Below are 20846 nucleotides of genomic sequence, written 5' to 3' on the forward strand. Positions count from 1 at the left end.
CGAAGGAAGCAGCCCGATGAGACTGACGCAGGAGCAGGACGAACTGCGCGCGGCCGTGCGCGCGGTACTGGAGCAGCACCCGGGCGACACCGCCTGGAAGCCGCTGGCCGGGCAGATCGGCGCGGCGGGACTGGCCGTGCCCGAGGAGTACGGCGGGGCGGGCGGCGGCGCCCGGGACGTCCACGTCCTGATGGAGGAGCTGGGCCGGAGCCTGAGCCCGCTGCCCTTCCTGGGCTCGGCGGTCCTCACCGCCGGGGCGCTGCTGGCCTCCGGGGACGCGGCGGCGTGCGCGCGGCTGCTGCCGGGCCTCGCCGGGGGCGACTCGGCGGGCACCCTGGCCTGGGCGGAGGAGGGGTCCTGGGAGACCGGGGCGGTCCGTGCCTCGGCGGTGCCGGGGCCGGACGGGGGCTGGCTGCTGACCGGGACGAAGGAACACGTCCTGGACGGGCCGGAGACCGGGGTGCTCCTGGTCGCCGCCCGGACCGGGGCCGGGGTGTCGCTCTTCGAGGTGGCGCCCGCCGCCGCCGGGGTGCGCCGGGAACCCGTCGTCACCATGGACGCCACCCGGGCGCTGGCGCGCTGGGTGCTCGACGGTGCCGAGGCGCGGCTGCTGGGCACCGACGGGGACGGCGGACGCGTCCTGGAGCACGTACGGGACCTGGCGTGCACGGCCCTGGCGGCGGAGCAGGTGGGGGCGGCCGAGCGCTGTCTCGGACTCACCGTCGCCTACGCGCGGGACCGGGTGCAGTTCGGCCGGCCCATCGGCTCCTTCCAGGCCGTCAAGCACCGGCTGGCGGACGCCTACGTCCTGGTGGAGTCGGCGCGTTCGGCCGCGCTCGGTGCCGCGTTCGCCGCGGACGAGGACCCGGCCGCGCTGCCGCGCGCGGCCGCCGTCGCGAAGTCCGTGTGCTCCGAGGCGTTCTCGGCGGTGGCCGGCGAGACGATCCAGCTGCACGGCGGGATCGGGATCACCTGGGAGCACGACGCCCACCGCTACTTCAAGCGGGCGCACGGGACCGGCGAGCTGTTCGGCCCGCCGGCCCTCCACCGCGCCCGGCTCGCCGACGGGCTCGGACTCGTCGCGGCGCGCTGACGCCTGCCCCCGTTCCCGACAGAGAGGCTCAATCACCATGGACATCGGCACCCCGCTGGACTTCACCGGGCGCGTCGTCCTGGTCACCGGCGGCACGAAGGGCATCGGTGCCACCATCGCCACGGCGTTCCTGGCGGCGGGCGCGGACGTGGTCGTCTGCGGGCGCACCGCCCCGGAGGCCCTGCCCGAGGCGGCGGGGCGGCGCGCCGTCCTCGTCCCGGCCGACGTGCGCGATCCGCAGGCGGCCGGGGCGCTGGTGGACGCGGCCGTGGAGCGCTTCGGCCGCCTCGACGTGCTCGTGAACAACGCGGGCGGCTCCCCCGACGCGGACGCGGCGACCGTCTCGCCGCGCTTCGTGGAGAAGATCGTGGCGCTCAACCTCCTCGCCCCGTTCTATGTGGCCCAGGCCGCCCACCGGGTGATGGCCGGTCAGGACGGCGGCGGCTCGATCGTCAACATCGGCAGCGTCTCCGCGCACGACCCGCAGCCCGGGACCGCCGCGTACAGCGCCGCCAAGGCCGGGCTGCTGGGTCTGACGAAGGCCCTGGCCCTGGAATGGGCCCCGGCCGTCCGGGTCAACCACATCACGACGGGGCTGATCCGCACCGAGAGCGCCGCGTCGGTCTACGGGGCGGACGGCGGTGCCTCGGTGGCGGCGGTCGTCCCGATGGAGCGGATGGCGGTGCCGGGCGATGTGGCGGGCGCGTGTCTGTTCCTGGCGGGCGGACTGGCCGCGTACGTCAACGGGGCGGACCTCGCGGTGCACGGCGGCGGGGAGTTCCCGGCCCGCTATCTGGCGGCGAAGGCCGCAGGCGGGGCGGGGTAGCCCCCTCCGGACCCACCGCCCCCGGCCGGTCCGGAGGGGGTTTTCCCCCGGCTGCGTCGACCGGGTGGCCCGATGGTGACGGGCCACCCGGGCTCCTAGCGTCGTGCGCGTACCCCCCGCCCGACCAGAGGAGCACGATGCGCGTCATCCGTCCGGCCGTCCTGGGTCTCGCCCTGGCCTGTTTACTCGCGGGCGGCCTTCCCGCGTCCGCCGTCTCCGCCGGACCGGCCCGCCCGTCCCTGGTCTGGGGGCCCTGTGCGCCGCAGCAGACGGAGCTACGGGCCGCCGGTGCCCGCTGCACGAAGGTGACCGTCCCCCTCGACCACGCCGACCCCGGCGGCCCGACGATCGAGATCGCCGTCTCGCGCGTCGCGGCGACGGGGGCGCACGGGAAGCGCCGGGGCATCCTGCTGTCCGACCCCGGCGGTCCCGGCGGCACGGGCCTGGCCAACACGCTTTACCTGCGGCCCGCGTTGGGGAAGGCCGCCGAGGACTACGACCTGATCGGCTTCGATCCGCGCTTCCTCGGGGAGTCCACCCCGCTCGTCTGCGATCCGGCCGCCCCGGCGCCCGCGCCCGGCCCCACCACGACCCGGCGCGCCGAGTTCGACCGGTCCGTGCGCGACGCCCGGGACACCGCGCGCCGCTGCCGGGAGCACGGCGACAACGCCCGGCTGCTGCCGCACGCCACGTCCCGGGACGTCGCCCGCGACATGGACGCGATCCGCGCCGCGCTGGGCGAGCCCAGGCTCTCTTACTACGGCGTCTCGTACGGCGCCGATCTGGGCGCCGTCTACACCCAGATGTTCCCCCGCCGGGCCGACCGGATCGTCCTGGACTCGTCGACGGATCCCGCCGCCACCCAGTACGAGCTGTTCCGGCGCGCCGGCCGCCCCCTGGAGGAAGGGCTGGACGACTGGGCCGGGTGGACCGCGCGGCACGACGCGGCCTACCGGCTCGGCACCACGCCCGCGCGGGTCCGCGCCCGGGTCCAGCGGCTGCTGGACGGGGCGGAGCGGCGGCCGGTCGTGGTCTCCGGTGTCCCCCTCACCGCGCCGCTGGTGCGCCTGGTGCTGAGGCAGTTCGTGCAGCACACGGAGTACGACCCGGCGCTCGCCTCCACCGTGCGCGACCTGGCCGACGCCGCCGCGGGGCGGCCGGTCGAGCCCGGTCCGGAGCTCGCCGCCATGCTGGAACTGCTCTCCTCGCCGGAACTTACGGACAGCATGCTCGGCGGGGCGCTCTTCATGTGCGGCGACCGCGGCTGGCCCGCCGGGGGCTGGCCGAAGGATCCGGAGACGTACTGGCGGAACATGGAGCGCAGCCGCGCGGACCAGCCCGTGTTCGGCCCGCTGGTGAACGGCATGACCGCGCCGTGCGCCTTCTGGACCAGCACCTCCCGCGAGCCCGCCACAGTGATCGGCAACGACGTGGACGTGCTGATGCTCCAGGCCCGGTACGACAACAACGTCCCGTACGAAGGGGCCCTGGCCCTGCACCGCCGGCTGACCGGCTCCCGGCTGGTCACGGCGGACATCCGGTCGCACGGCGTGTTCGGCCGCGGGCTCGACGGCCTGACGCCCGTGCCCTGCGCGGACCGGGCCGTCGTCCGCTACCTGAGCGGCGGCACACTCCCCGCCACCGACACGGTCTGCCCCCGGACCCCAACGGCCCGGTGATCAGCCGGATCACCGGCCCGCCGGGGCAGGGGGCTGAGCCGCACCTGGGCGGTGGCCTCGGGTTATCCCCACCCCGGGTCCGCCAGCAGCCGCCATGGCCGGGTGCCCGGCGTGATCCGTAGCGTCGGGGGCATCGGCTCGGCGGATCACGAGAGGACGGACATGAGGAAGCGCGGCGGCGGAGCACGGCGGACGGACGAGCGGCCGGAGGCCCGGGAGGCCTCGGCACCCGCCGTCGAACTGCGCGGGGTGCGGCGGCGGTACGGGCGCGGCTCCGGTGCGGTGCACGCGCTCGACGGCATCGACCTGGTCCTGCCGCGCGGCACGTTCACGGCGGTGATGGGCCCGTCCGGGTCCGGCAAGTCCACGTTCCTCCAGTGCGCCGCCGGGCTCGACCGGCCCTCGGAGGGTTCGGTGCGCCTCGGCGGTACGGAGATCACCGGCATGGGCGAGACCCGGCTGACCGAACTCCGCCGCAGCCGCGTCGGCTTCGTCTTCCAGGCGTTCAACCTGCTGCCCTCGCTCACCGTGGAGCAGAACGTGCTGCTGCCCATGCGCCTGGCCGGGCAGCGCCAGGACCGCCGCCGGGCCGCCGAGGTCCTGGCCCGGGTCGGCCTCGCCGACAAGGCGCGGCGCCGCCCCGGCGAGCTGTCCGGCGGGCAGCAGCAGCGCGTGGCCGTCGCCCGCGCCCTGGTCACCGGCCCGGACGTGATCTTCGCCGACGAGCCGACCGGCGCCCTCGACACCGTCACCGCCGCCGAGGTCCTCGGTCTGCTCCGGCAGGCCGTCGACACCCTCGGGGCCACCGTCGTCATGGTCACCCACGACCCGGCGGCGGCCGCCTGGGCCGACCGCGTGCTCTTCCTCGCCGACGGTGTCCTGGCGGGCTCCCTCGACCGCTCCCCGGCCGAGCGGATCGCGGCGCGCATGGCCACCCTCGTTCCCCGCTCCGGCCCGCTCGCGGGGGTCGCGGCATGAGGTTCGCCCCCAACGGACTGGCCCGCGCGGCCGTCCGCTTCAAACCCGCGTCCTTCGCGGGGACCTTCGTCGCACTCATGACGGCGGCGCTGATCGTCTCGGCCTGCGGCATCCTCCTGGAGACGGGCGTACGCGCGTCGGTGCCGCCCCAGCGGTACGCGGGAGCGCCGGTCGTCGTCGCCGCGGACCAGTACGCCCGTCTCGTCACGGGCAGCGGTGACAGCCGCTCCGAGTCGGCGGACCCCCTGCCGGACACGGCGCGGGTGGACACCGCGCTGGCCGGGCGGGCGGCGCGGGTGCCGGGCGTCACGGCGGCGGTGGCGGACTTCACGTTCCCCGTGCGGCTGGGCGAGGGCGCGCTGACCGGCCACGGCTGGGGCTCGCACCTCTTCACCGGGACCTCGCTGACGTCCGGCACCGCGCCCCGGGCGGGCGAGGTCGTGCTGGACACGGCGGCCGCACGCGCCGCGCAGGCCGGTCCCGGTGACACCGTCACCCTCGAAACGGCGGCCGGGCGGGCGGACTTCCGCGTCTCGGGGCTCGCGGCCCCGGGGCCGGGCGAGACGGCCGAGGGGCCGACGGGCTGGTTCGCCGACGCCCGCTCGCCCGTGCTGGCCGGTCACCCCGGCCGGGCCGACGCGATCGCCGTCCTGGCCCGGGACGGCGGCTCCGCCGGGCGGGACGCCGGTCTCGCCGCCGGGGTGCGCACGGCGCTCGCCGGCACCGGTGCCGAGGTCCGCACCGGTGACGACCGGGGCGCCGTCGAGAACCGCGGGCTGGCCTACGCGGCGGAGACGCTCACCGGGCTCGGGGGCTCGTTCGGCGGGATCGCCGCCCTGGTCGCCGTCTTCACGATGTCCGGCACCGTCGCGCTCTCCGTCGCCCAGCGCGCCCGGGAGTTCGCGCTGCTGCGGGCGATCGGGGCGACACCCCGCCAGATCCGCCGCGCGGTCGCCTGCGAGGCGCTGCTCGTCGCACCCCTCGCCGGGCTGATCGGCTGTCTGCCGGGGATCGGGCTCGCGCACTGGTGGTTCGGCCAGTTGAAGGACCGCGGCGCGGTCCCGGACGCCGTGGACCTGCGCGTCTCGTGGATCCCGCTCGTCGTCGCCGTCTCGGCGGGGCTGGTGACCGCGCTGGCCGCCGGCTGGGCGGCCGGTCGCCGGCCCGCGCGGATCAAGCCGGGCCTGGCGCTGGCCGAGGCCTCGGTGGAGCGGTCGCGTCCCGGTGTGATCCGTACCCTCCTCGGGCTCGGCGCCCTCGTCGGCGGCGCGTTCTTCACGGTCTTCGCCGCCCGTTCGGCCGGGGACGACGCGGCGAACGCCGCGCTCGGTGTCGTGATGCTGTTCATGCTCGCCGTCGCCCTGCTGGGCCCGCTGGTGGCACGGCTGTGCGCCGCGCTGCTCGGGCTCGTCCTGGACGCGCGCGGCGACGCCCCGGCCACGCTGGCCGCGGCCAACTCCCGTACGAACGCCCGCCGGCTGGCCTCCGCGATCACACCGATCGTGCTGGCCACGGCCTTCGCCTCGACGCTCACCTTCATGCACACGAGCGAGAGCCGTGTCGCGGCCGGGCAGGTGCGCGCGGGCACGACGGCGGACCATGTCGTCACCCACCCCGCCGGGCTGTCCGCCGACGCCGTCGGCCGGGCCGCCCGCACGCCCGGTGTGTCGGCCGCCGTGGGACTGCTGGACACGCAGGTGCTGGTGCCCGTCGGCTCGGGCGGTGACCGCTGGCTGCAGGGTGCGCCGGCCCAGGGTGTCACCGGGTCCGGCGCCCTGCTCGGAAAGGTGCAGGACCTCGATGTGCGCGACGGCGGGCTGGACCGGATCGGCGCGGGACGGATCGCCGTCGACCGGACGCTCGCCCGGTCGGCCGGGGTGGAGGTGGGCGACCGGCTGCCGATGTACCTCCCCGACGGCACCCGGACCAGCCCCGAGGTCGTCGCGGTGTACGGCAGGGGGATCGGGCTGGCCGCCGTCACGATGGACCGGGCCGCGCTGGACGGACACGTCACGTCCGGCTTCGCCACCACGCTCCTGGTACGGGGCGGGGACGCGAAGGCCCTCGCCCCGCTGGGCACGGTCACGGACGCCTCCGGCTACGCGGTGGGGCTGACCGCCGACCGCGAACTCAACGCCTGGGCCAACTACACGATGGCCGCGGTGCTCGGCGGCTTCGCCGCCCTCGCCGCCGTCAACACCCTCGTGATGACCGTTCTGGACCGCCGCCGCGAACTCGGCATGCTCCGCCTCGTCGGCGCCACCCGGCGTCAGGTGATGGCCATGCTCCGCTGGGAGGGCCTGCTGGTGGCGGTGGCCGGTCTCGCGCTGGGCACGGCCATCGCCGCGGCCACCCTGTTCCCGATGGTGCGCGGTCTGACCGGGGAGTCCCCGTACGTCCCGCCGCTGGTGTACGGGTCCTTCGCCGCCGCCGCGGTGGGGCTCTCGCTCCTCGCGGTCCTGCTCCCGGCGCGCGGCGCGCTCCGCGCCCGGGAGGGCTGAGGCTCAGACCAGGTTGTCCTCGACGGTGAGGCCGAAGGCGCCGCGCCCGTACATGGCCAGGGCCCGCTCCACGTCGTTGGCGACGTGGACGCTGCCGGCGTGGGCGTCGCGCCAGGCGCGTTCGACGGGGTTGCCGCGCCGCAGGGCGTTGCCGCCGGCGGTCTTGAAGAGCAGGTCGATCGCGGCGACGGCCCGTTCGGTGCCCCGGACCTGGTCGCGCCGGGTGCGCAGCCGCAGTTCCATGGGGATCTCGTCGCCGGCCTCGGCCAGCTCGTACAGCTCGCGCAGGTTGCGGTCCATCTGGAGGACGGTGGCGTCGATGTCGGAGGCGGCCCGTGCGATGGCGACCTGGGCGAAGGGGTCCTCGGTGAACCGCCCGCCGCCCAGGCTGAGCCGGACGCGCTCCTTCATCCGGGTCACGTACGAGGCGTAGCCGCCGGACACCGCCCCGATCACCGGGGCGGTCACGGCGCAGGTGAAGACCGCGCCGAACGGCAGCCGGTAGAGCGGCCCCGGGTTGACCTGCTGGCCGGGCACCTTCAGCCGGGCCTGCTCGTAGTTGCGGAGCACCCGGTGGGCGGGGACGAACGCCGATTCGACGAGGATGTCGTTGCTGGCGGTGCCGCGCAGCCCGACCACGTCCCACATGTCCTCGATCCGGTAGTCGGAGCGGGGCACCAGCACGGTGAGGAAGTCCACCGGCCGGCCCTGGGCGCCGGTGACGAGGGCACCCAGCATCGCCCAGCCGGCGTGTTCGCAGCCGGAGGAGAAGCTCCAGCGGCCGGTGAGCCGGTAGCCGCCGTCGACCGGTGCGAGCCGTCCGACCGGGGCGTACGCGGAGGAGATCCGGGTGTCCGGGTCCTCGCCCCACACCTCTTCCTGGGCCTCCTGCGGGAAGAGGCCGAGCTGCCAGGCGTGGACGCCGAGGACCGACGCCACCCAGCCGGTGGAGCAGCAGACGGCGGCGAGCGCCCGGACCACCTCGTAGAACCGGACCGGATCGGCCTCCAGGCCGCCGTAGCGGGCGGGCTGGAGCATCCGGAAGACTCCGGCGCCGGTCAGCTCGCGGATGGTGGCGTCCGGGATCCGCCGCTGCTCGTCCGTCGTCCCGGCCCGCTTCTCGATGGCCGGCAGCAGTGCGCGTACCTTCTCCAGGACCTCGTCGGTCATGGTCCGTCCTTCCTGCCTCGTGTCAGTGCGTCCGCAGGGCGGCCTTGTCCACCTTGCCGGTGGCGTTGCGCGGAAGGGTCTCGACGACCACGACCTCGCGGGGGACCTTGAAGTTGGCGAGCCGGTCACGGCAGTGGCCGGTCAGCTCGTCCGGGCGGGTCCCGGCGCCCGGACGGAGGGTCACGTACGCCCGGCCGACCTCGCCGAGGCGGTGATCGGGCACACCGATCACGGCGGCCTCGGCGACCGCGTCGTGTCCGGCCAGCACCTGTTCCACCTCGGCCGGGTACACGTTGAACCCGCCGACGACGAACATGTCCTTGGACCGGCCGGTGATCACCAGGTTGCCCCGGTCGTCGAGCCGGCCGACGTCCCCGGTGTCCAGCCAGCCGTCGGCGTCGACGGCCGCGGCGGTGGCGGCCGGGTCGTCGAGGTAGCCGAGCATCACGTGGTAGCCGCGCACCAGGATCCGGCCGTCGCGCCCGGCCGGGAGGGGCCGCCCGTCGGAGCCGGCCACCCGGACCTCGGTGCCGTCGATCGGGCGGCCCGCCGTCAGCGCGACGGTCTCCGCGTCGTCGTCGGCCGAGCAGACGGTGACGGTGCCGCAGGTCTCGGTGAGCCCGTAGGCGGTGAGGACCTCGGGGAAGAGTTCGGCGCGCATCCTCCGCACGAGGGCGACCGGGACGACGGAGGCGCCGGTCACCGCGAGCCGCAGCGAGGAGAGGTCGTGGCGGTCGCGGCCGGGGGCGTCGAGCAGTTCGGTGTAGATGGTGGGCGGCCCCGGGAGCACGGTGATCCGTTCGTCCTCGACCGCGCGCAGCACCCGTTCCACGTCGAAGACCGGCTGGAGGACCATGGTGGCGCCGCGCAGCAGGCAGGCGAGGACCCCGGCTTTGTAGCCGAAGCAGTGGAACAGCGGGTTGACGACGAGGTAGCGGTCCTCGCCGGTGACCCCGGTGCGTGCGCTCCAGGCGCGGTACGTGGTGAGGTTCTGCCGGTGCGTGGTGAGCGCGCCCTTGGGGCGGCCGGTGGTGCCGGAGGTGAAGAGCAGGTCGGAGGGCTCGTCGGGGCGGACCGCCCCGGCGCGGGCGCGGGCCTCGTCGTCCGTCACCGCTCCGCCCCCGCGCAGGAAGGCGTCCCAGGTCAGGACGGCGGGGCGGTCGACGGCGTCGAGCGTCACCACGTGCTCCAGCGCGGGCAGTCCGGGCACCGGGCCGCCGTCGCCGGCGGGCCCGTCCCCCGCGCCGAGCAGCGCGAGGTAGTCCTTGCCGAGGAAGCCGTTCTCGACGAACAGCAGCCGCACCCCGCCGCGTTCCAGCAGCCAGCGGGTCTCCTCGCCCCGGTAGCGGGTGTTGACGGGGACGAGCACCGCCCCGGCCGAGGCGGCGGCGAGCGCGGCGACCACCCAGCGGTGGCCGTTGGGCGCCCAGACGGCGATCCGGTCGCCCGGGCGGACGCCGAGCGCGATCAGGGCCTTCACGGCCTCGTGCACACGGTCGCGCAGGTCCGCCCAGCCGAGCCGGACCCCGCCGTCCACGACCGCGTCCCGGTCGGGGTGGCGGTGGGCGGCGCGGGCGAGGGCGGCGGGGACGGTGAGGGGGTGCTCGTTCTCGGTCTCGCTCATCTGCTCTCCGGGAGGGACGGGCCGCGCGCGGGGCGCCGGGCCGGGACGGCGGGGCCGTTCAGGACGACGGGGGCAGGAGGCGCGCGGATGCCTCGTGGGCGCCGAGCACCAGGCCGGCGCGGGGGAATCCGCTGCGCTTGACCGCGGCCCCCTCGTTGCCGCCGGCCACCAGGACGGGGCCGTCGGCGAGGTGGGCGAGCCCTTCCCGGGCGACGTCGTCCGGTTCGGCGACGTTCAGTCCGGGCAGGTCCATGCGGAGTCCGGCGCGTTCCATGGCGGGGGTGCGGGTCACGCCGAGGACCAGTTCCAGGACGTGCACGCCGTGCGGGCGCAGCTCCAGCCAGAGGCCCTCGGCGAAGACCCGGCTGAAGGCCTTGGCGGCGGAGTAGACGCTGATCCGCGCCTGGCCGAGGTAGCCGGAGAGCGAGCCGACGAGCACGATGCCGCCGCGGCCGCGTTCCTTCATCAGGGCGCCGAAGTGGTGGGTGAGGGCGAGTTGGGCGGTGATGTTGAGGTCCAGGACGCCCTGGACCCGGTCCAGGTCGCCGGTGACGAACTCGTGGCCGTAGCTGTTGGCGCCCGCGTTGAAGATCAGCAGCCCGACCTCCAGGTCCTCGGTGGCCGCGCGGACGGTGTCCGGGGCGCCGGGGTCGAGCAGGTCGAGGGCGAGGGTGCGGACCTCGACGCCCCGCGCGCGGACCCGGGCGGCGGTCTCCTCCAGGGGGCCCGGCTTGCGGGCGATCAGGACGAGGTTGATCCCGGCGTCCGCGAGCTGTTCGGCGAACGAGGCGCCGACCCCTTCGGATCCTCCGGCGACGACCGCCCACGGCCCGTACACGCTCTTGTCGACCATCAGGTCCCTCTCTCGTTCCTCGGTGGTTCCGGCCGGCGGTGCGGCGACGGTAGATCGGTGCCCGGGGGTGGCGCCCCCGGGGATCCCACTGGCCGGGACGCGGGCGAACGCGCCCCGGACCAGGCGGTTTCAGCGGTGGCCGGCGGCGCGTTCGCGCATGTCGCGGACGGCCAGCGAGGCGAAGACCATGGCGGTGCCCAGGGGCACGCCGGGGCCCGGGTAGACCCGGCCGGTGAAGGAGGCGCTGGTGTTCCCGGCCGCGTAGAGGCCCTCCAGCGGGCGTCCTGCGGTGTCCAGGACGCGGGCGCGGGCGTCGGTGCGCAGGCCGCCCTTGGTGCCGAGGTCGGCGAGGACGATCCGGGCGGCGTAGTAGGGCGGCCGGTCGACGGGGACCAGGCAGGGGTTGGGGCCGGTGGCGCCCCGCCGGTCGGCGAAGAACAGGTCGTAGGGGTCCTCGCCGCGCCCGTGGTCGAGGTCTTTGCCGTCGGCGGCGAAGCCGTTGAAGCGGGTCACGGTGGAGGTGAGGGCGTCGGCGGGGACGCCGATGAGCGCGGCGAGTTCCGGCAGGGTGTCGGCGCGGACCCAGGTGCCTGCGGCGAGCTGGGCGGCGGGGTCGCAGGGGGGCACGGTGATGGCGGGCAGGGCGCCGCCGTGCCGGGAGTCGAAGACCAGGTGGACGAGGGTGTCCTCGGCCGCGGCGGCGATGGCCCGGCCCATCCGGTCGTAGGGCAGCGACTCGTTGGCGAACCGTCGCCCGGAGGCGTCCACGGCCAGTCCGCCGCGCAGCCCGAGGGTGAACGCGGCGGATCCGTCCGGCAGTTCGGTGCCGGGGCACCACCAGGCCTCGTCCATGAGCGCGGTGGCGGCGCCCGCGTCGACGGCGGCGTTCAGGAGTTCGCCGGTGTTGGTGCCCCGGGGGGCCATGGTCCAGGCGGCCCGGCCGGGTACGCCGTGCGCGGTGCGCAGGGCGTCGTCGCCCTCGAATCCTCCGGCGGCCAGCAGCACACCGTGCCGGGCGCGGAGCCGGACGGTGCCGTCGGCGGTCCGGGCCTCCACTCCGGTGATCCGGCCGTCCTCGGTGACCAGGCCGGTGACGTGGTGGCCGGTGCGCATCCGGGCGTTCCCGGTGCGGGTGGCGGCGAGCAGGAGGCGGCCGATGAGGGCGCGGCCGGCGGACAGGGGCGCGTCGGGGTGGTCCTGTCCGGCCCGGTCCCGGTCGACGGCCGGGCGGACCAGCGGCAGCAGCTCGCCGAGTTCGCCCGCGTCGAGGTCGAGCGGGACGAAGGAGCGTCCGGCGTCCATGCGGCCGGGGGCGTCGACGTAGTCGGGGAAGGCCCGGTACGCGAAGGCGAGGGCCGGGTCCGCCTCCAGCCGGGCGACCAGCTCGGGCGCGTGGCCGAGGAAGGCGGCGCGCCGCTCCGGTTCGGCGTCGCCGGTCAGGGCCCGCAGATAGGCGTCGGCGGCCTCGGTGGAGTCGCCGAGCCCGGCCCGTTCCTGGACCGCCGTGCCGGGCAGCCAGCAGGCCGCGCCGGAGTAGGCGGAGGTGCCGCCGAGGCGGTCGGTGCGCTCCAGTACGGCGGTGTCGAGACCGTCCAGCGCGGCCACCAGGGCCCCGGTCATCGCTCCCGCGCCGGACCCGACGACGATCACGTCGTGGGTGGCGTCCCAGTCCTGCCGGCCGTCCCGCATGAGGTGCCCTTCCTGCCGCTCGGTGGTGTGCGGTGCCAGCTCATCGCGGACGGGGCCGGCGGGGCGGGCCCGGTCCCGCTGACCGGTACGGCGGGCGGACGCCACCTGACGCGGGCCGGGGCCGGGCGTATTGTCTGAGCCGTCGTGGACGCCATCGATCCTCGGGAGGAGGAGAGCGTGCCCAGAATCGCCGAGGCCCGTGCCGGGGCCGAACCCACGTCGCCGCGGCAGCGCGCACGCCGGCAGAGCATCCTGGAGGTGGCCGCGGACCTCGCCGCCTCGACGGGGCTCGAACGGGTGCAGATGCACGAGGTGGCGAAGGGGGCCGGGGTGGCGATCGGCACCCTGTACCGCTACTTCCCGTCGAAGACGCATCTGTTCACCGCGTTGATGGCCGACCAGATCGAGGGCTTCGCGGCCCGGGTGCCCGAGCGCGCGCCCGGCACCCCGCCCGAGGAGGCGGTGTTCGAGACGCTGCGCAGCGCCACCCGCAATCTGCTGCGCCGCCCGGCCCTGGCCACGGCGATGATCCAGTCGGCGAACGCGGCGCGGGCCACGACCGTCCCGGACCTGGCCCGGATCGATTCGGGCTTCCTGGACCTGCTGCTGCGCGCCTGGGGCGTACGGGAGCCCACGGAGCACCACATCGCGCGGGTGCGGCTGCTGATCCTGCTCTGGTACGGGGTGCTCCAGTCCCGGCTCAACGAGCGGCTGAGCCCGGAGAAGGCCGACGCGGATCTGCGCATGGCGTGCGCCCTGCTGCTGGCCCCGGGCCCGGACACGGTCTGACCGGGCCGGCGGGGTGCGCCGGCCCGGTCGCAATGCCTCCGGCCGTTCAGCCGGTCTGCTGGGTGCCCGTCGTGTCGAGCGCGGCGACGCTGTAGGCGGCGTACGTGCGGTGCGGGTCGCGGCCGGTGAAGTACGGGGTCAGCTGTGCGTCCAGCTCCTCGGGGCTGAAGGTGCCGTCCGCCGCGGTGAACTTGTGCTCCACGGTCGGCGGGGCGAGCAGGGCGACCATGTCGCCGTAGACGACGAAGACCTGGCCGCTGATGGAGTCGGCGGCCGGCGAGGCCAGATGGGCGACGAGCGTGGCGACGCGTTCGGGCGCCATGATGTCGAGGCCGCCCGGAGCGGTGGTGCCCTCGCCGAACGCCTCGGCCGTCATCGCGGTGCGGGCCCGGGGGCAGATCGCGTTGGCGCGCACCCCGTAGCGGGCCAGGCCCTGGGCGGTGGCCAGGGTCAGCGCGGTGATGCCGGCCTTGGCGGCGGAGTAGTTCGGCTGGCCGGGGGCGCCGAACAGGAAGGCCTCGGACGAGGTGTTGACCACGCGCCCGTAGACCGGGGCACCGGCGGCCTTGCTCGCCGCGCGCCAGTGCACGGCGGCGGCGCGGGAGAGTCCGGCGTGCCCCTTGAGGTGGATGCGGATGACGTCGTCCCAGTCGGACTCGCTGAGGTTGAAGAGCATCTTGTCGCGGAGGACGCCCGCGTTGTTGACGACGATGTCGAGGCCGCCGAAGCTCTCCACCGCGGCCTCGACCAGCCGGTCCCCCATCGACCAGTCGCCGATGTCGCCGGTCACCGCGACGGCCCCGCCGCCCAGCGCCTTGATCTCGGTGGCGACGTCCTCGGCGGCGGGGCCGATGTCGTTCACCACCACATCGGCGCCGAGCGCCGCGAGTGCCAGTGCCTCGGCGCGGCCGAGCCCCGCCCCGGCGCCGGTGACGACGGCGGTACGCCCCTGAAGGGTCTGCGTCGCGCTCATGCTGCCTCTTTCCGTGTTCCGTCGAACCGTTGAAGGGAACGGCGCACCCCGGACAGGTCGTCGAGGTGCGCCGAGGCAGCAGAAACTAGTATTGATTTCAGTTTTGCGCGGAGCGCTGTCCCGTTCAGTGGACGGACGCGGGCGCGGCGGATCCGCTCAGGGGGCGAACGCCACCGAGACCGCTCCGAGCCCGTCGAACTCGGCGCGGAAGGAGTCGCCCGGCCCCACGTCCACGGCGGCGGTGCAGGACCCCGGCAGGACGACGTGCCCGGCCTCCAGGGTCACGCCGAAGGACGCCACCGTGCGGGCCAGCCAGGCCACGGCCTCCGTCGGGTTCCCGAGCACCGCGCTGGTGTGGCCCCGGGCGACCTCCGTCCCGTCCTTGAACAGGACGGCCGCGATGTCCGCCGGGTCCAGGTCGGCGGGGCGGACGCGGGCGGCCCCGAGGACCACCCCGGCGGAGGAGGCGTTGTCGGCGACGGTGTCGGCCAGGCCGATCCGCCAGTCCTTGATCCGGCTGTCGATCAGCTCGATGCTCGGGACGAGGTACTCGGTGGCGGCGAGCACGTCCTCGGTGGTGCAGCCCTCGCCGGGCAGGGTGCGGCCGAGGACGTAGCCGATCTCGACCTCGATGCGCGGGGAGCAGTAGCGGGCGGTGTCCACGGGGGTGTCCTCGGCGAGCACCATGTCGGAGAGCAGATGGCCGTAGTCGGGTTCGTCGACGCCCATCATCCGCTGCATGACCTCGGAGGACAGCCCGACCTTGTGGCCGCGCACGGTCCGGCCGAGGGCCAGTTGTCTGCGGATGTTGACGAGCTGGATCTCGTACGCGTCGGCCGCGTCCATCCCCGCGTACAGGGCGGTCAGCGGTTCGATCGGGGTGCGCTCGCACTGGGCGGTCCACAGCAGGTCGGCGGCCTCGGCGCGCCGGGCGGTGTCAAGCATGGCGGGTCTCCTGGGGTGCGGTGGGGCCGAAGCGGACGCGTCCGCCGGACAGGGCCGTCCGGTCGCCGGCGGACGCCTCGAAGAGCAGGGCGCCGTCCCTCGGGTCGTGCCACGCGCGGGCGTCGAGCCGGTCGCCCGGGAAGACCGGGGCGGCGAAACGGGCGTCGAGTTCCCGCAGGTCGGCGGGGTGGGCGCCGGTCAGTTCGGCCAGCGGCAGCAGGGTCGCCGCGAGGGTGCACAGGCCGTGCAGGAAGGGCCGGTCCATCCCGGCGGCCCTGGCCGCCTCCGGGTCGATGTGCATGGCGTGCCGGTCGCCGAGCAGCCGGTAGAACGCGGCCTGGCGGGGGTCGGTGACGACGGTCGCGGTGCGGTCGGCGGGGCGGTCGGGGCCGCGCGGGGCCGAGGGGCCGCGCTCGCCGCCGAAGCCCCCGGCGCCGGGCGCGAAGAGCGACCAGGTCGCGGTGAAGGACGGGCAGTCGACCTCGACGTCGAAGACGGCGGCGGTGCCCTTGTCCCGGACCCGGGCGACGCGCGCGGTGGCGGTCAGTTCGCCCTCCGGGGCGAGCGGCCGGTGCACGACGAGGTGCTGGCTGCCGTGCACGGCGGTGGTGGTGTCGAAGGCCCCCAGCGCCCCGAGGGCGTCGGGTGCCCACTGGGCCAGGGTCAGGGCGAAGGTCGGCAGGACCCGCAGCCGCTTCTCGTACACGAGGTCGAGCCGGTCGGCGGGGGCGCCGACCGCCAGCGCGTAGAGGACCGCGTCGCGCGCCGTCCAGGAGACGGTGCGGCTGCCGAGCGCGCGCCCCTCCCAGGGGGAGACGGTCATCGGTCGGCCCCCAGGATCAGTCCGCTGGTGGGCACGCCCGTACCGGCGGTGACCAGGACGTGGTCGGCCCGGTCCGGCTGGTTGCAGGAGGTGCCCCGGATCAGCCGGACGCCCTCCGCGATGCCGTTCATACCGTGCAGATACGCCTCGCCGAGCTGGCCGCCATGGGTGTTGAACGGGAGCCGGCCACCGAGTTCGAGATGGCCGTCGGCGATGAAGTCCTTGGCCTCGCCGGGCTTGCAGAAGCCCAGTTCCTCCAGCTGCGGCAGGACCAGCGGGGTGAAGTGGTCGTAGAGGACGGCCGCGTCGACGTCGTCCGGACCGAGTCCGCTCTGCCCGTACAACTGCCGTCCCACCAGCCCCATTTCGGGGATTCCGGTGATGTCCGGCCGGTAGTAGCTGGTCATCATGTGCTGGTCGGCGCCGAGCCCCTGGGCCGCCGAGCGGATCACGGCGGCGGGCCGGGGCAGATCGCGGGCGCGTTCGGCGGAGACGATGACGAGGGCCTGTCCGCCGTCGGTCTCCTGGCAGCAGTCGAGCAGCCGCAGCGGCTCCGCGATCCAGCGGGAGTCCCGGTGGTCCTGGAGGGTGATGGGGCGGCCGTGGAAGTAGGCGGCGGGGTTGTTCGCCGCGTGCTTGCGGTCGACGACGGCGACCCGGCCGAAGTCGTCCGTGGTGGCGCCGTACTCGTGGAGATAGCGGCGCGCGAACATCGCGACCCACTGGGCCGGGGTGTTCAGCCCGAAGGGCGTCATCCAGGCGTAGGCCGCGCGGTCGGCGCCGGTGTCCATGGGGCGATCGGCCTGCCCGAGCCCGTACCGTTCGCCGGAGCGCTCGTTGAACGCCCGGTAGCAGACGACGACGTCCGCGACGCCCGTGGCGACGGCCATGGCCGCCTGCTGCACGGTGCCGCACGCCGCTCCCCCGCCGTACCCGACGCGGGAGAAGAAGCTCAGGTCGCCCATGCCGGTGTTGCGGGCGACATGGATCTCGGAGTTGGTGTCCGCCGTGAAGGTGACCAGACCGTCCACGTCGGCGGGGGTGAGACCGGCGTCGTCGAGGGCGGCGAGCACCGCCTCGCAGGCCAGCCGGAGTTCGCTGCGCCCGGAGTTCTTGGAGAACTCGGTGGCGCCGATCCCGGCGACGGCCGCCGCTCCGGAGAGTGTCCCGTTCATCGGTCGCCCTCCGGAAGGCTGACGGTCACGGTGCCGGTGAGATGGTCGCCGAGCGCGTTGGCCCCGCGCACGGCGATCTCGACGAGCCGGTCCGGATCCGAGGTCGAGCGGACCGTGCCGGTGAACACCATGGTGTCGCCGGGGTGGTTGGGGACGCCGAGCCGGATGCGGAGGGACCGGACGACGGCGGCGGGTCCGGCCCAGCCGGTGACGTACCGGTCGACCAGTCCGTTGCTGGTCAGAATGTTCATGAAGATGTCCTTCGAGCCGCGTTCCCGGGCGAGCGCGGGATCGTGGTGGACGTCCTGGAAGTCGCGGCTCGCGAGTGCGGTGGCGACGATCAGGGTGCGGGTGATCGGGATCGACAGCTCGGGGAGTACGTCTCCCACGGCCACGTCCGCGTAGGCGCGGGTGCCGGGCCGGGCGGTCATGCCGTCGCCTCCGCGGCGGTGAGGAGCGTGCCGAGCCGTTCGAGGCCGGCGCCGGGACCGCCCAGGGTGCCGGCGATCTGCTTGCCCCAGAGGAAGTGCCGGTGGACGGGGTAGTCGGTGTCCACGCCGATGCCGCCGTGCACGTGCTGGACGCGGTGGACGGTGGTGAGGCCCGCCTCGCAGGCCCACCATTTGGCGACCTGGGCGGCGCGGTCGGCGGCGGCCGGGTCGAAGGGCTCCGCGAGCGCGTCCACGGCGTGCCACAGCGTGACCCGCATCGCCTCGATGTCGATGTAGCAGTCGGCCAGTTGGTGCTGCACGGCCTGGAACGTGGCGAGCGGGCGGCCGAACTGCTCGCGGCCGCGCAGATGCGCCGCCGCGTGGGCCAGCGCCCCTTCGGCCACGCCCACCTGCACGGCCGCCAGCGCCAGCGAGGCATCGCGGACGAGCGAGGCCGCCGCGTCCCCGCCCACGGCTCCGACGGCCCGGCCGCGGGCCCCGTCGAGCGTGAGGTGGCCGGCCCGGTCGTACGTGGTGGTCTCGGCGTACTCCCAGCCCGCCCCGTCCGCCTCCGCGTCGACCAGGAAGAGGCCCGGCCCCCGGCTCGTCGCGGCGGTGACCAGGACGTGCCGGGCACCGCCGGGCGAGGGCACCGCGGCCTTGACGCCGCTCAGCCGCCAGCCGGGCCCGTCCTGCACGGCGACGGTGTCCGGCGCGAGCGGGTCGGCGGGGCCGAACTCCTCCAGGGCCGCGGTGAGCCGGACGCTGCCGTCGGCCAGCCCCGGCAGCACCTCGGCCCGCAGTTCCCCGTCGCCGTGCGCGGCCAGGGCGAGGGCCCCGGTCAGGGCCGGCCACAGCGGGACCGGCGCCACCCTGCGGCCCTGCTCCTCCAGGAGCACACAGGCCCCGGCCGTGCCGAGTCCGGCGCCGCCGTCCCGTTCGGGCAGCACGGCCGCGAACAGCCCGGCGGACGCCAGATCCGCCCACAGCCGCGTGTCGACGCGCTCCGGCGAGCGCTCCACCGCGCGCAGCCGCTCGGGCACGGCGTGGTCGGTGAGGATCGCCCGCGCCAGATCGCGTACGGCTTCGAGCTCTTCTCCCAGGGAGAAATCCATCAGGGCGCCTCCGTCGGGGCGGGCCGGAAGACCGGCAGGGTCAGTTCGGGGTCGGCGTCGAGCCAGTCCAGGACCACCGGCATGCCGACGGTGACGTCCTCGGGGGCGACACCGGTCAGGCCGGTGATGAGCCGGGTGCCCTCGGCGAGTTCGACGACGGCCACCAGGTACGGGCTGTCGAAGGCCGGGTGCTTCGGGTGGTGGCTCACGACGAAGCTGTAGACGTGGCCGGGGCCGGACGCCTCGACGGTGTCCCACTCCAGCGAGCGGCACGCGGGGCAGCAGGGGCCCGGCGGGTGGCGCAGTTCGCCGCAGCCGGCGCAGCGCTGGATCAGCAGCCGGTGCTCGGCCGCGCCCTCGAAGAAGAAGGCGTTGTCCCGGTTGACGGCGGGGCGGGGGCGCAGCGCGGCGGGGGGTGACGCCGGTTCCGGTACGGGTGCGGCGGCGGGTGCGGGCGTCTCCTTCGCCGCCGGCCGGAAGCGCAGGGTCCGCCACCGCTGGGTGGCGACGGTGGCGCCGTCCGCGTCGGTGTACGTCTTCAGGGTGGTGACGAACCGTCCGGGGCCGAGCCCGGTCCGCTTCTGTGCCGAGACGGACTCCACGGTCTCGCGGACGGCGATGCGGTCGCCGGGCACCAGTTCGCGCAGGAAGGTGAACTCGGAGTCGGTGGCGACCACGGAGGTGTAGCCGCCCTCGTCGAGGAGGGCGACCAGTTCGGCGAAGCCGTCGGGGGCGGCGTCCGGCGGCGGTGCGACGGTGGCCGCGTAGCCGCGCATCGTCCACGCCTGGACCATCGAGGCGGGGGCCACCACCCCGTCGCGCCCGGTGGCGCGGGCGGCCTCGTCGTCGGTGTACACCGGGTTGGTGTCGCCCATCGCCTCCGCCCAGTGCCGGATCATCGGCCGGTTGACCGGGTCCTGGCCCGGTGCGGCGGCGCGCAGTTCGCGTCCGGCGAAGGCCCTCAGCCGCTCCTCGTACTCCGGGGTGTCCGGTCCGGGGCCGGTGGGGCCGGTCATGCGCCACGCCCCTTGCGCGGCAGGCCGAGTCCATGGGTGGCGATCATGTCGCGCAGGACCTCGTTGACGCCGCCGCCGAAGGTGTTCACGATGCCCTGCCGGGAGAGCTGTTCGACCTGCCCGGCGAGGACCGCCCCGGGCGATTCGGGCCGGATGCGGCCGGCCGCGCCGAGGATCTGGGTGAGGGCGCGCTGGACGTCGATGTGGGTCTCGGTGCCGTACGCCTTGACGGCGCCCGCGTCCGCGCCGGTCAGCTCGGAGCGGGCCACAGCGGCGGTCATCTTCCAGTTCATCAGGCGCATCGCCTCCAGCCGGGCGTGGGTGCGGGCGAACTCGGCGCGCACCCAGGGGATGTCGGCCGTGCCGTTGTCCCGGGCCCAGTCCAGGACGTGTTCCCAGAGCTGGATCATGCGGCCGCCGAGCGCGGCGAGACCGATGCGTTCGTGGTTGAGCTGGGCGGTGATCAGCCGCCAGCCGGCGTTCACCTCCCCGACGACGTCCGTGGCGGGGACCCGTACGCCGCTGTAGTAGGTGGCGGTGACGGCCAGGCCGCCGACGGTGCGGATCGGGCTCCAGGAGAAGCCCTCGGCGGCGGTGGGCACGATCAGGATGGAGATGCCCTTGTGCTTGGGCGCCTCGGGGTCGGTGCGGGCGGCGAGCCACACGTGGTCGGCGGTGTTGGCGCCGCTCGTGAAGATCTTCGAGCCGTCCACGACGAAGTCGTCGCCGTCGCGGACCGCCCGGGTGCTGAGCGAGGCCAGGTCGGTGCCGGCCCCGGGCTCGGTGTAGCCGATCGCGAAGACGATGTCACCGGAGAGGATTCCGGGCAGGAACCGCTTGCGGTGCTCCTCGGAGCCGTGCGCCATCAGGGTCGGGCCGACGGTGTTCACGGTGACGAACGGGAAGGGCAGCCCGGCGCGCTGGACCTCGTCGAAGAAGACGTACTGGTCCTCGGCCGGCCGGCCCTGTCCGCCGTACTCGGTGGGCCAGCCCAGTCCCAGCCAGCCGTCCTCACCGAACCGTTTGACGATCTCGCGGAAGCGGTCGCCGCCCACGCCCTCCTCGCCGGCCCGGCGGCGTTCGTCCTCGGGCATCAGGCCCGAGAAGTACGCCCGCAGTTCCCGCCGCAGCTCCTGGTGCGCGGCGCTCTCGCGCAGTTGCATAAG

18 protein-coding genes are annotated in these 20846 nt (G+C 75.2%); 6 read left to right on the forward strand and 12 right to left on the reverse strand.

Annotated elements, in window-relative coordinates; all coding sequences use genetic code 11:
• The first annotated feature begins 16 nt into the window (after nucleotides 1-16).
• The 5 genes from ACZ4FH_RS28150 to ACZ4FH_RS28170 all read left to right on the forward strand — a co-directional run bounded on the left by ACZ4FH_RS28150 (nucleotide 17) and on the right by ACZ4FH_RS28170 (nucleotide 7077).
• Complete coding sequence (locus tag ACZ4FH_RS28150; RefSeq protein WP_467308336.1) at nucleotides 17-1093, forward strand: acyl-CoA dehydrogenase family protein; 1077 nt, start codon at nucleotides 17-19, stop codon at nucleotides 1091-1093.
• A gap of 37 nt (nucleotides 1094-1130) precedes the next feature.
• Nucleotides 1131-1919: an SDR family oxidoreductase gene (locus tag ACZ4FH_RS28155; protein WP_467308337.1), complete on the forward strand. Its 789-nt coding sequence runs from the start codon at nucleotides 1131-1133 to the stop codon at nucleotides 1917-1919.
• A gap of 137 nt (nucleotides 1920-2056) precedes the next feature.
• Nucleotides 2057-3598: an alpha/beta hydrolase gene (locus tag ACZ4FH_RS28160; protein WP_467308338.1), complete on the forward strand. Its 1542-nt coding sequence runs from the start codon at nucleotides 2057-2059 to the stop codon at nucleotides 3596-3598.
• Nucleotides 3599-3760: 162 nt separating this feature from the next.
• Nucleotides 3761-4576, forward strand: a complete 816-nt coding sequence (locus ACZ4FH_RS28165; RefSeq protein WP_467308340.1) for an ABC transporter ATP-binding protein — start codon at nucleotides 3761-3763, stop codon at nucleotides 4574-4576.
• The gene (locus tag ACZ4FH_RS28170; RefSeq protein WP_467308342.1) at nucleotides 4573-7077 is read left to right on the forward strand and encodes an FtsX-like permease family protein; all 2505 of its coding nucleotides are present in this window, start codon (nucleotides 4573-4575) and stop codon (nucleotides 7075-7077) included. The genes ACZ4FH_RS28165 and ACZ4FH_RS28170 overlap by 4 nt, the downstream gene beginning before the upstream one ends.
• Nucleotides 7078-7080: 3 nt before the next feature.
• Here the strand turns inward: ACZ4FH_RS28170 and hsaA are convergent, their stop codons facing one another.
• The 4 genes from hsaA to ACZ4FH_RS28190 all read right to left on the reverse strand — a co-directional run bounded on the left by hsaA (nucleotide 7081) and on the right by ACZ4FH_RS28190 (nucleotide 12413).
• A complete protein-coding gene (hsaA, locus tag ACZ4FH_RS28175; RefSeq protein WP_467308344.1) occupies nucleotides 7081-8247 on the reverse strand; it encodes a 3-hydroxy-9,10-secoandrosta-1,3,5(10)-triene-9,17-dione monooxygenase oxygenase subunit in 1167 nt (388 codons plus the stop codon).
• 22 nt (nucleotides 8248-8269) lie between these two features.
• Complete coding sequence (locus ACZ4FH_RS28180; protein WP_467308345.1) at nucleotides 8270-9871, reverse strand: FadD3 family acyl-CoA ligase; 1602 nt, start codon at nucleotides 9869-9871, stop codon at nucleotides 8270-8272.
• Between the two features lie 58 nt (nucleotides 9872-9929).
• On the reverse strand, nucleotides 9930-10724 hold the full coding sequence (locus ACZ4FH_RS28185) for an SDR family NAD(P)-dependent oxidoreductase (RefSeq protein ID WP_467308347.1): 795 nt from the start codon (nucleotides 10722-10724) through the stop codon (nucleotides 9930-9932).
• A 129-nt stretch (nucleotides 10725-10853) separates the two neighbouring features.
• Nucleotides 10854-12413, reverse strand: coding sequence for an FAD-dependent oxidoreductase (locus ACZ4FH_RS28190; protein WP_467308348.1), 1560 nt, complete (start codon nucleotides 12411-12413; stop codon nucleotides 10854-10856).
• Between the two features lie 177 nt (nucleotides 12414-12590).
• On the opposite strand from ACZ4FH_RS28190, the gene ACZ4FH_RS28195 reads away from it, so the two are divergent.
• Nucleotides 12591-13202, forward strand: a complete 612-nt coding sequence (locus tag ACZ4FH_RS28195; RefSeq protein WP_467308349.1) for a TetR/AcrR family transcriptional regulator — start codon at nucleotides 12591-12593, stop codon at nucleotides 13200-13202.
• A 46-nt stretch (nucleotides 13203-13248) separates the two neighbouring features.
• Here the strand turns inward: ACZ4FH_RS28195 and ACZ4FH_RS28200 are convergent, their stop codons facing one another.
• The 8 genes from ACZ4FH_RS28200 to ACZ4FH_RS28235 form a co-directional block, all read right to left on the reverse strand.
• Nucleotides 13249-14175, reverse strand: a complete 927-nt coding sequence (locus ACZ4FH_RS28200) for a 3-oxoacyl-ACP reductase (protein ID WP_467308351.1) — start codon at nucleotides 14173-14175, stop codon at nucleotides 13249-13251.
• 156 nt (nucleotides 14176-14331) lie between these two features.
• Nucleotides 14332-15120, reverse strand: a complete 789-nt coding sequence (locus ACZ4FH_RS28205) for a 2-keto-4-pentenoate hydratase (RefSeq protein ID WP_467308352.1) — start codon at nucleotides 15118-15120, stop codon at nucleotides 14332-14334.
• Nucleotides 15113-15943 carry a MaoC/PaaZ C-terminal domain-containing protein gene (locus ACZ4FH_RS28210; RefSeq protein ID WP_467308353.1) on the reverse strand — a complete coding sequence of 277 codons (831 nt, stop codon included), beginning with the start codon at nucleotides 15941-15943 and terminating at the stop codon, nucleotides 15113-15115. Before ACZ4FH_RS28210 ends, ACZ4FH_RS28205 begins: the two co-directional genes overlap by 8 nt.
• Nucleotides 15940-17118, reverse strand: coding sequence for a lipid-transfer protein (locus tag ACZ4FH_RS28215; protein ID WP_467308355.1), 1179 nt, complete (start codon nucleotides 17116-17118; stop codon nucleotides 15940-15942). Before ACZ4FH_RS28215 ends, ACZ4FH_RS28210 begins: the two co-directional genes overlap by 4 nt.
• Entirely contained in the window at nucleotides 17115-17549 is a 435-nt protein-coding gene (locus ACZ4FH_RS28220) for a MaoC family dehydratase (protein WP_385106495.1), read from the reverse strand. Before ACZ4FH_RS28220 ends, ACZ4FH_RS28215 begins: the two co-directional genes overlap by 4 nt.
• Entirely contained in the window at nucleotides 17546-18664 is a 1119-nt protein-coding gene (locus ACZ4FH_RS28225; RefSeq protein WP_467308356.1) for an acyl-CoA dehydrogenase family protein, read from the reverse strand. Before ACZ4FH_RS28225 ends, ACZ4FH_RS28220 begins: the two co-directional genes overlap by 4 nt.
• Entirely contained in the window at nucleotides 18664-19680 is a 1017-nt protein-coding gene (locus tag ACZ4FH_RS28230; protein WP_467308358.1) for a bifunctional MaoC family dehydratase N-terminal/OB-fold nucleic acid binding domain-containing protein, read from the reverse strand. The genes ACZ4FH_RS28225 and ACZ4FH_RS28230 overlap by 1 nt, the downstream gene beginning before the upstream one ends.
• Nucleotides 19677-20843 (reverse strand): acyl-CoA dehydrogenase family protein, encoded by a 1167-nt coding sequence (locus tag ACZ4FH_RS28235; protein WP_467308360.1) that lies wholly within the window; start codon nucleotides 20841-20843, stop codon nucleotides 19677-19679. Before ACZ4FH_RS28235 ends, ACZ4FH_RS28230 begins: the two co-directional genes overlap by 4 nt.
• Nucleotides 20844-20846: the final 3 nt, after the last annotated feature.

The organism is Streptomyces sp. NPDC024555 (genome assembly GCF_055559335.1).

Coding starts and splice junctions, on each gene's coding strand:
- ACZ4FH_RS28230 (WP_467308358.1), bottom strand. CDS start 19,680: ATGACCGGCCCCACCGGCCCCGGACCGGACACCCCGGAGTACGAGGAG.
- ACZ4FH_RS28205 (WP_467308352.1), bottom strand. CDS start 15,120: ATGCTTGACACCGCCCGGCGCGCCGAGGCCGCCGACCTGCTGTGGACC.
- ACZ4FH_RS28215 (WP_467308355.1), bottom strand. CDS start 17,118: ATGAACGGGACACTCTCCGGAGCGGCGGCCGTCGCCGGGATCGGCGCC.
- ACZ4FH_RS28165 (WP_467308340.1), top strand. CDS start 3,761: ATGAGGAAGCGCGGCGGCGGAGCACGGCGGACGGACGAGCGGCCGGAG.
- ACZ4FH_RS28170 (WP_467308342.1), top strand. CDS start 4,573: ATGAGGTTCGCCCCCAACGGACTGGCCCGCGCGGCCGTCCGCTTCAAA.
- ACZ4FH_RS28235 (WP_467308360.1), bottom strand. CDS start 20,843: ATGCAACTGCGCGAGAGCGCCGCGCACCAGGAGCTGCGGCGGGAACTG.
- ACZ4FH_RS28210 (WP_467308353.1), bottom strand. CDS start 15,943: ATGACCGTCTCCCCCTGGGAGGGGCGCGCGCTCGGCAGCCGCACCGTC.
- ACZ4FH_RS28220 (WP_385106495.1), bottom strand. CDS start 17,549: ATGACCGCCCGGCCCGGCACCCGCGCCTACGCGGACGTGGCCGTGGGA.
- ACZ4FH_RS28225 (WP_467308356.1), bottom strand. CDS start 18,664: ATGGATTTCTCCCTGGGAGAAGAGCTCGAAGCCGTACGCGATCTGGCG.
- ACZ4FH_RS28200 (WP_467308351.1), bottom strand. CDS start 14,175: ATGAGCGCGACGCAGACCCTTCAGGGGCGTACCGCCGTCGTCACCGGC.
- ACZ4FH_RS28160 (WP_467308338.1), top strand. CDS start 2,057: ATGCGCGTCATCCGTCCGGCCGTCCTGGGTCTCGCCCTGGCCTGTTTA.
- ACZ4FH_RS28150 (WP_467308336.1), top strand. CDS start 17: ATGAGACTGACGCAGGAGCAGGACGAACTGCGCGCGGCCGTGCGCGCG.
- ACZ4FH_RS28180 (WP_467308345.1), bottom strand. CDS start 9,871: ATGAGCGAGACCGAGAACGAGCACCCCCTCACCGTCCCCGCCGCCCTC.
- hsaA (WP_467308344.1), bottom strand. CDS start 8,247: ATGACCGACGAGGTCCTGGAGAAGGTACGCGCACTGCTGCCGGCCATC.
- ACZ4FH_RS28155 (WP_467308337.1), top strand. CDS start 1,131: ATGGACATCGGCACCCCGCTGGACTTCACCGGGCGCGTCGTCCTGGTC.
- ACZ4FH_RS28190 (WP_467308348.1), bottom strand. CDS start 12,413: ATGCGGGACGGCCGGCAGGACTGGGACGCCACCCACGACGTGATCGTC.
- ACZ4FH_RS28185 (WP_467308347.1), bottom strand. CDS start 10,724: ATGGTCGACAAGAGCGTGTACGGGCCGTGGGCGGTCGTCGCCGGAGGA.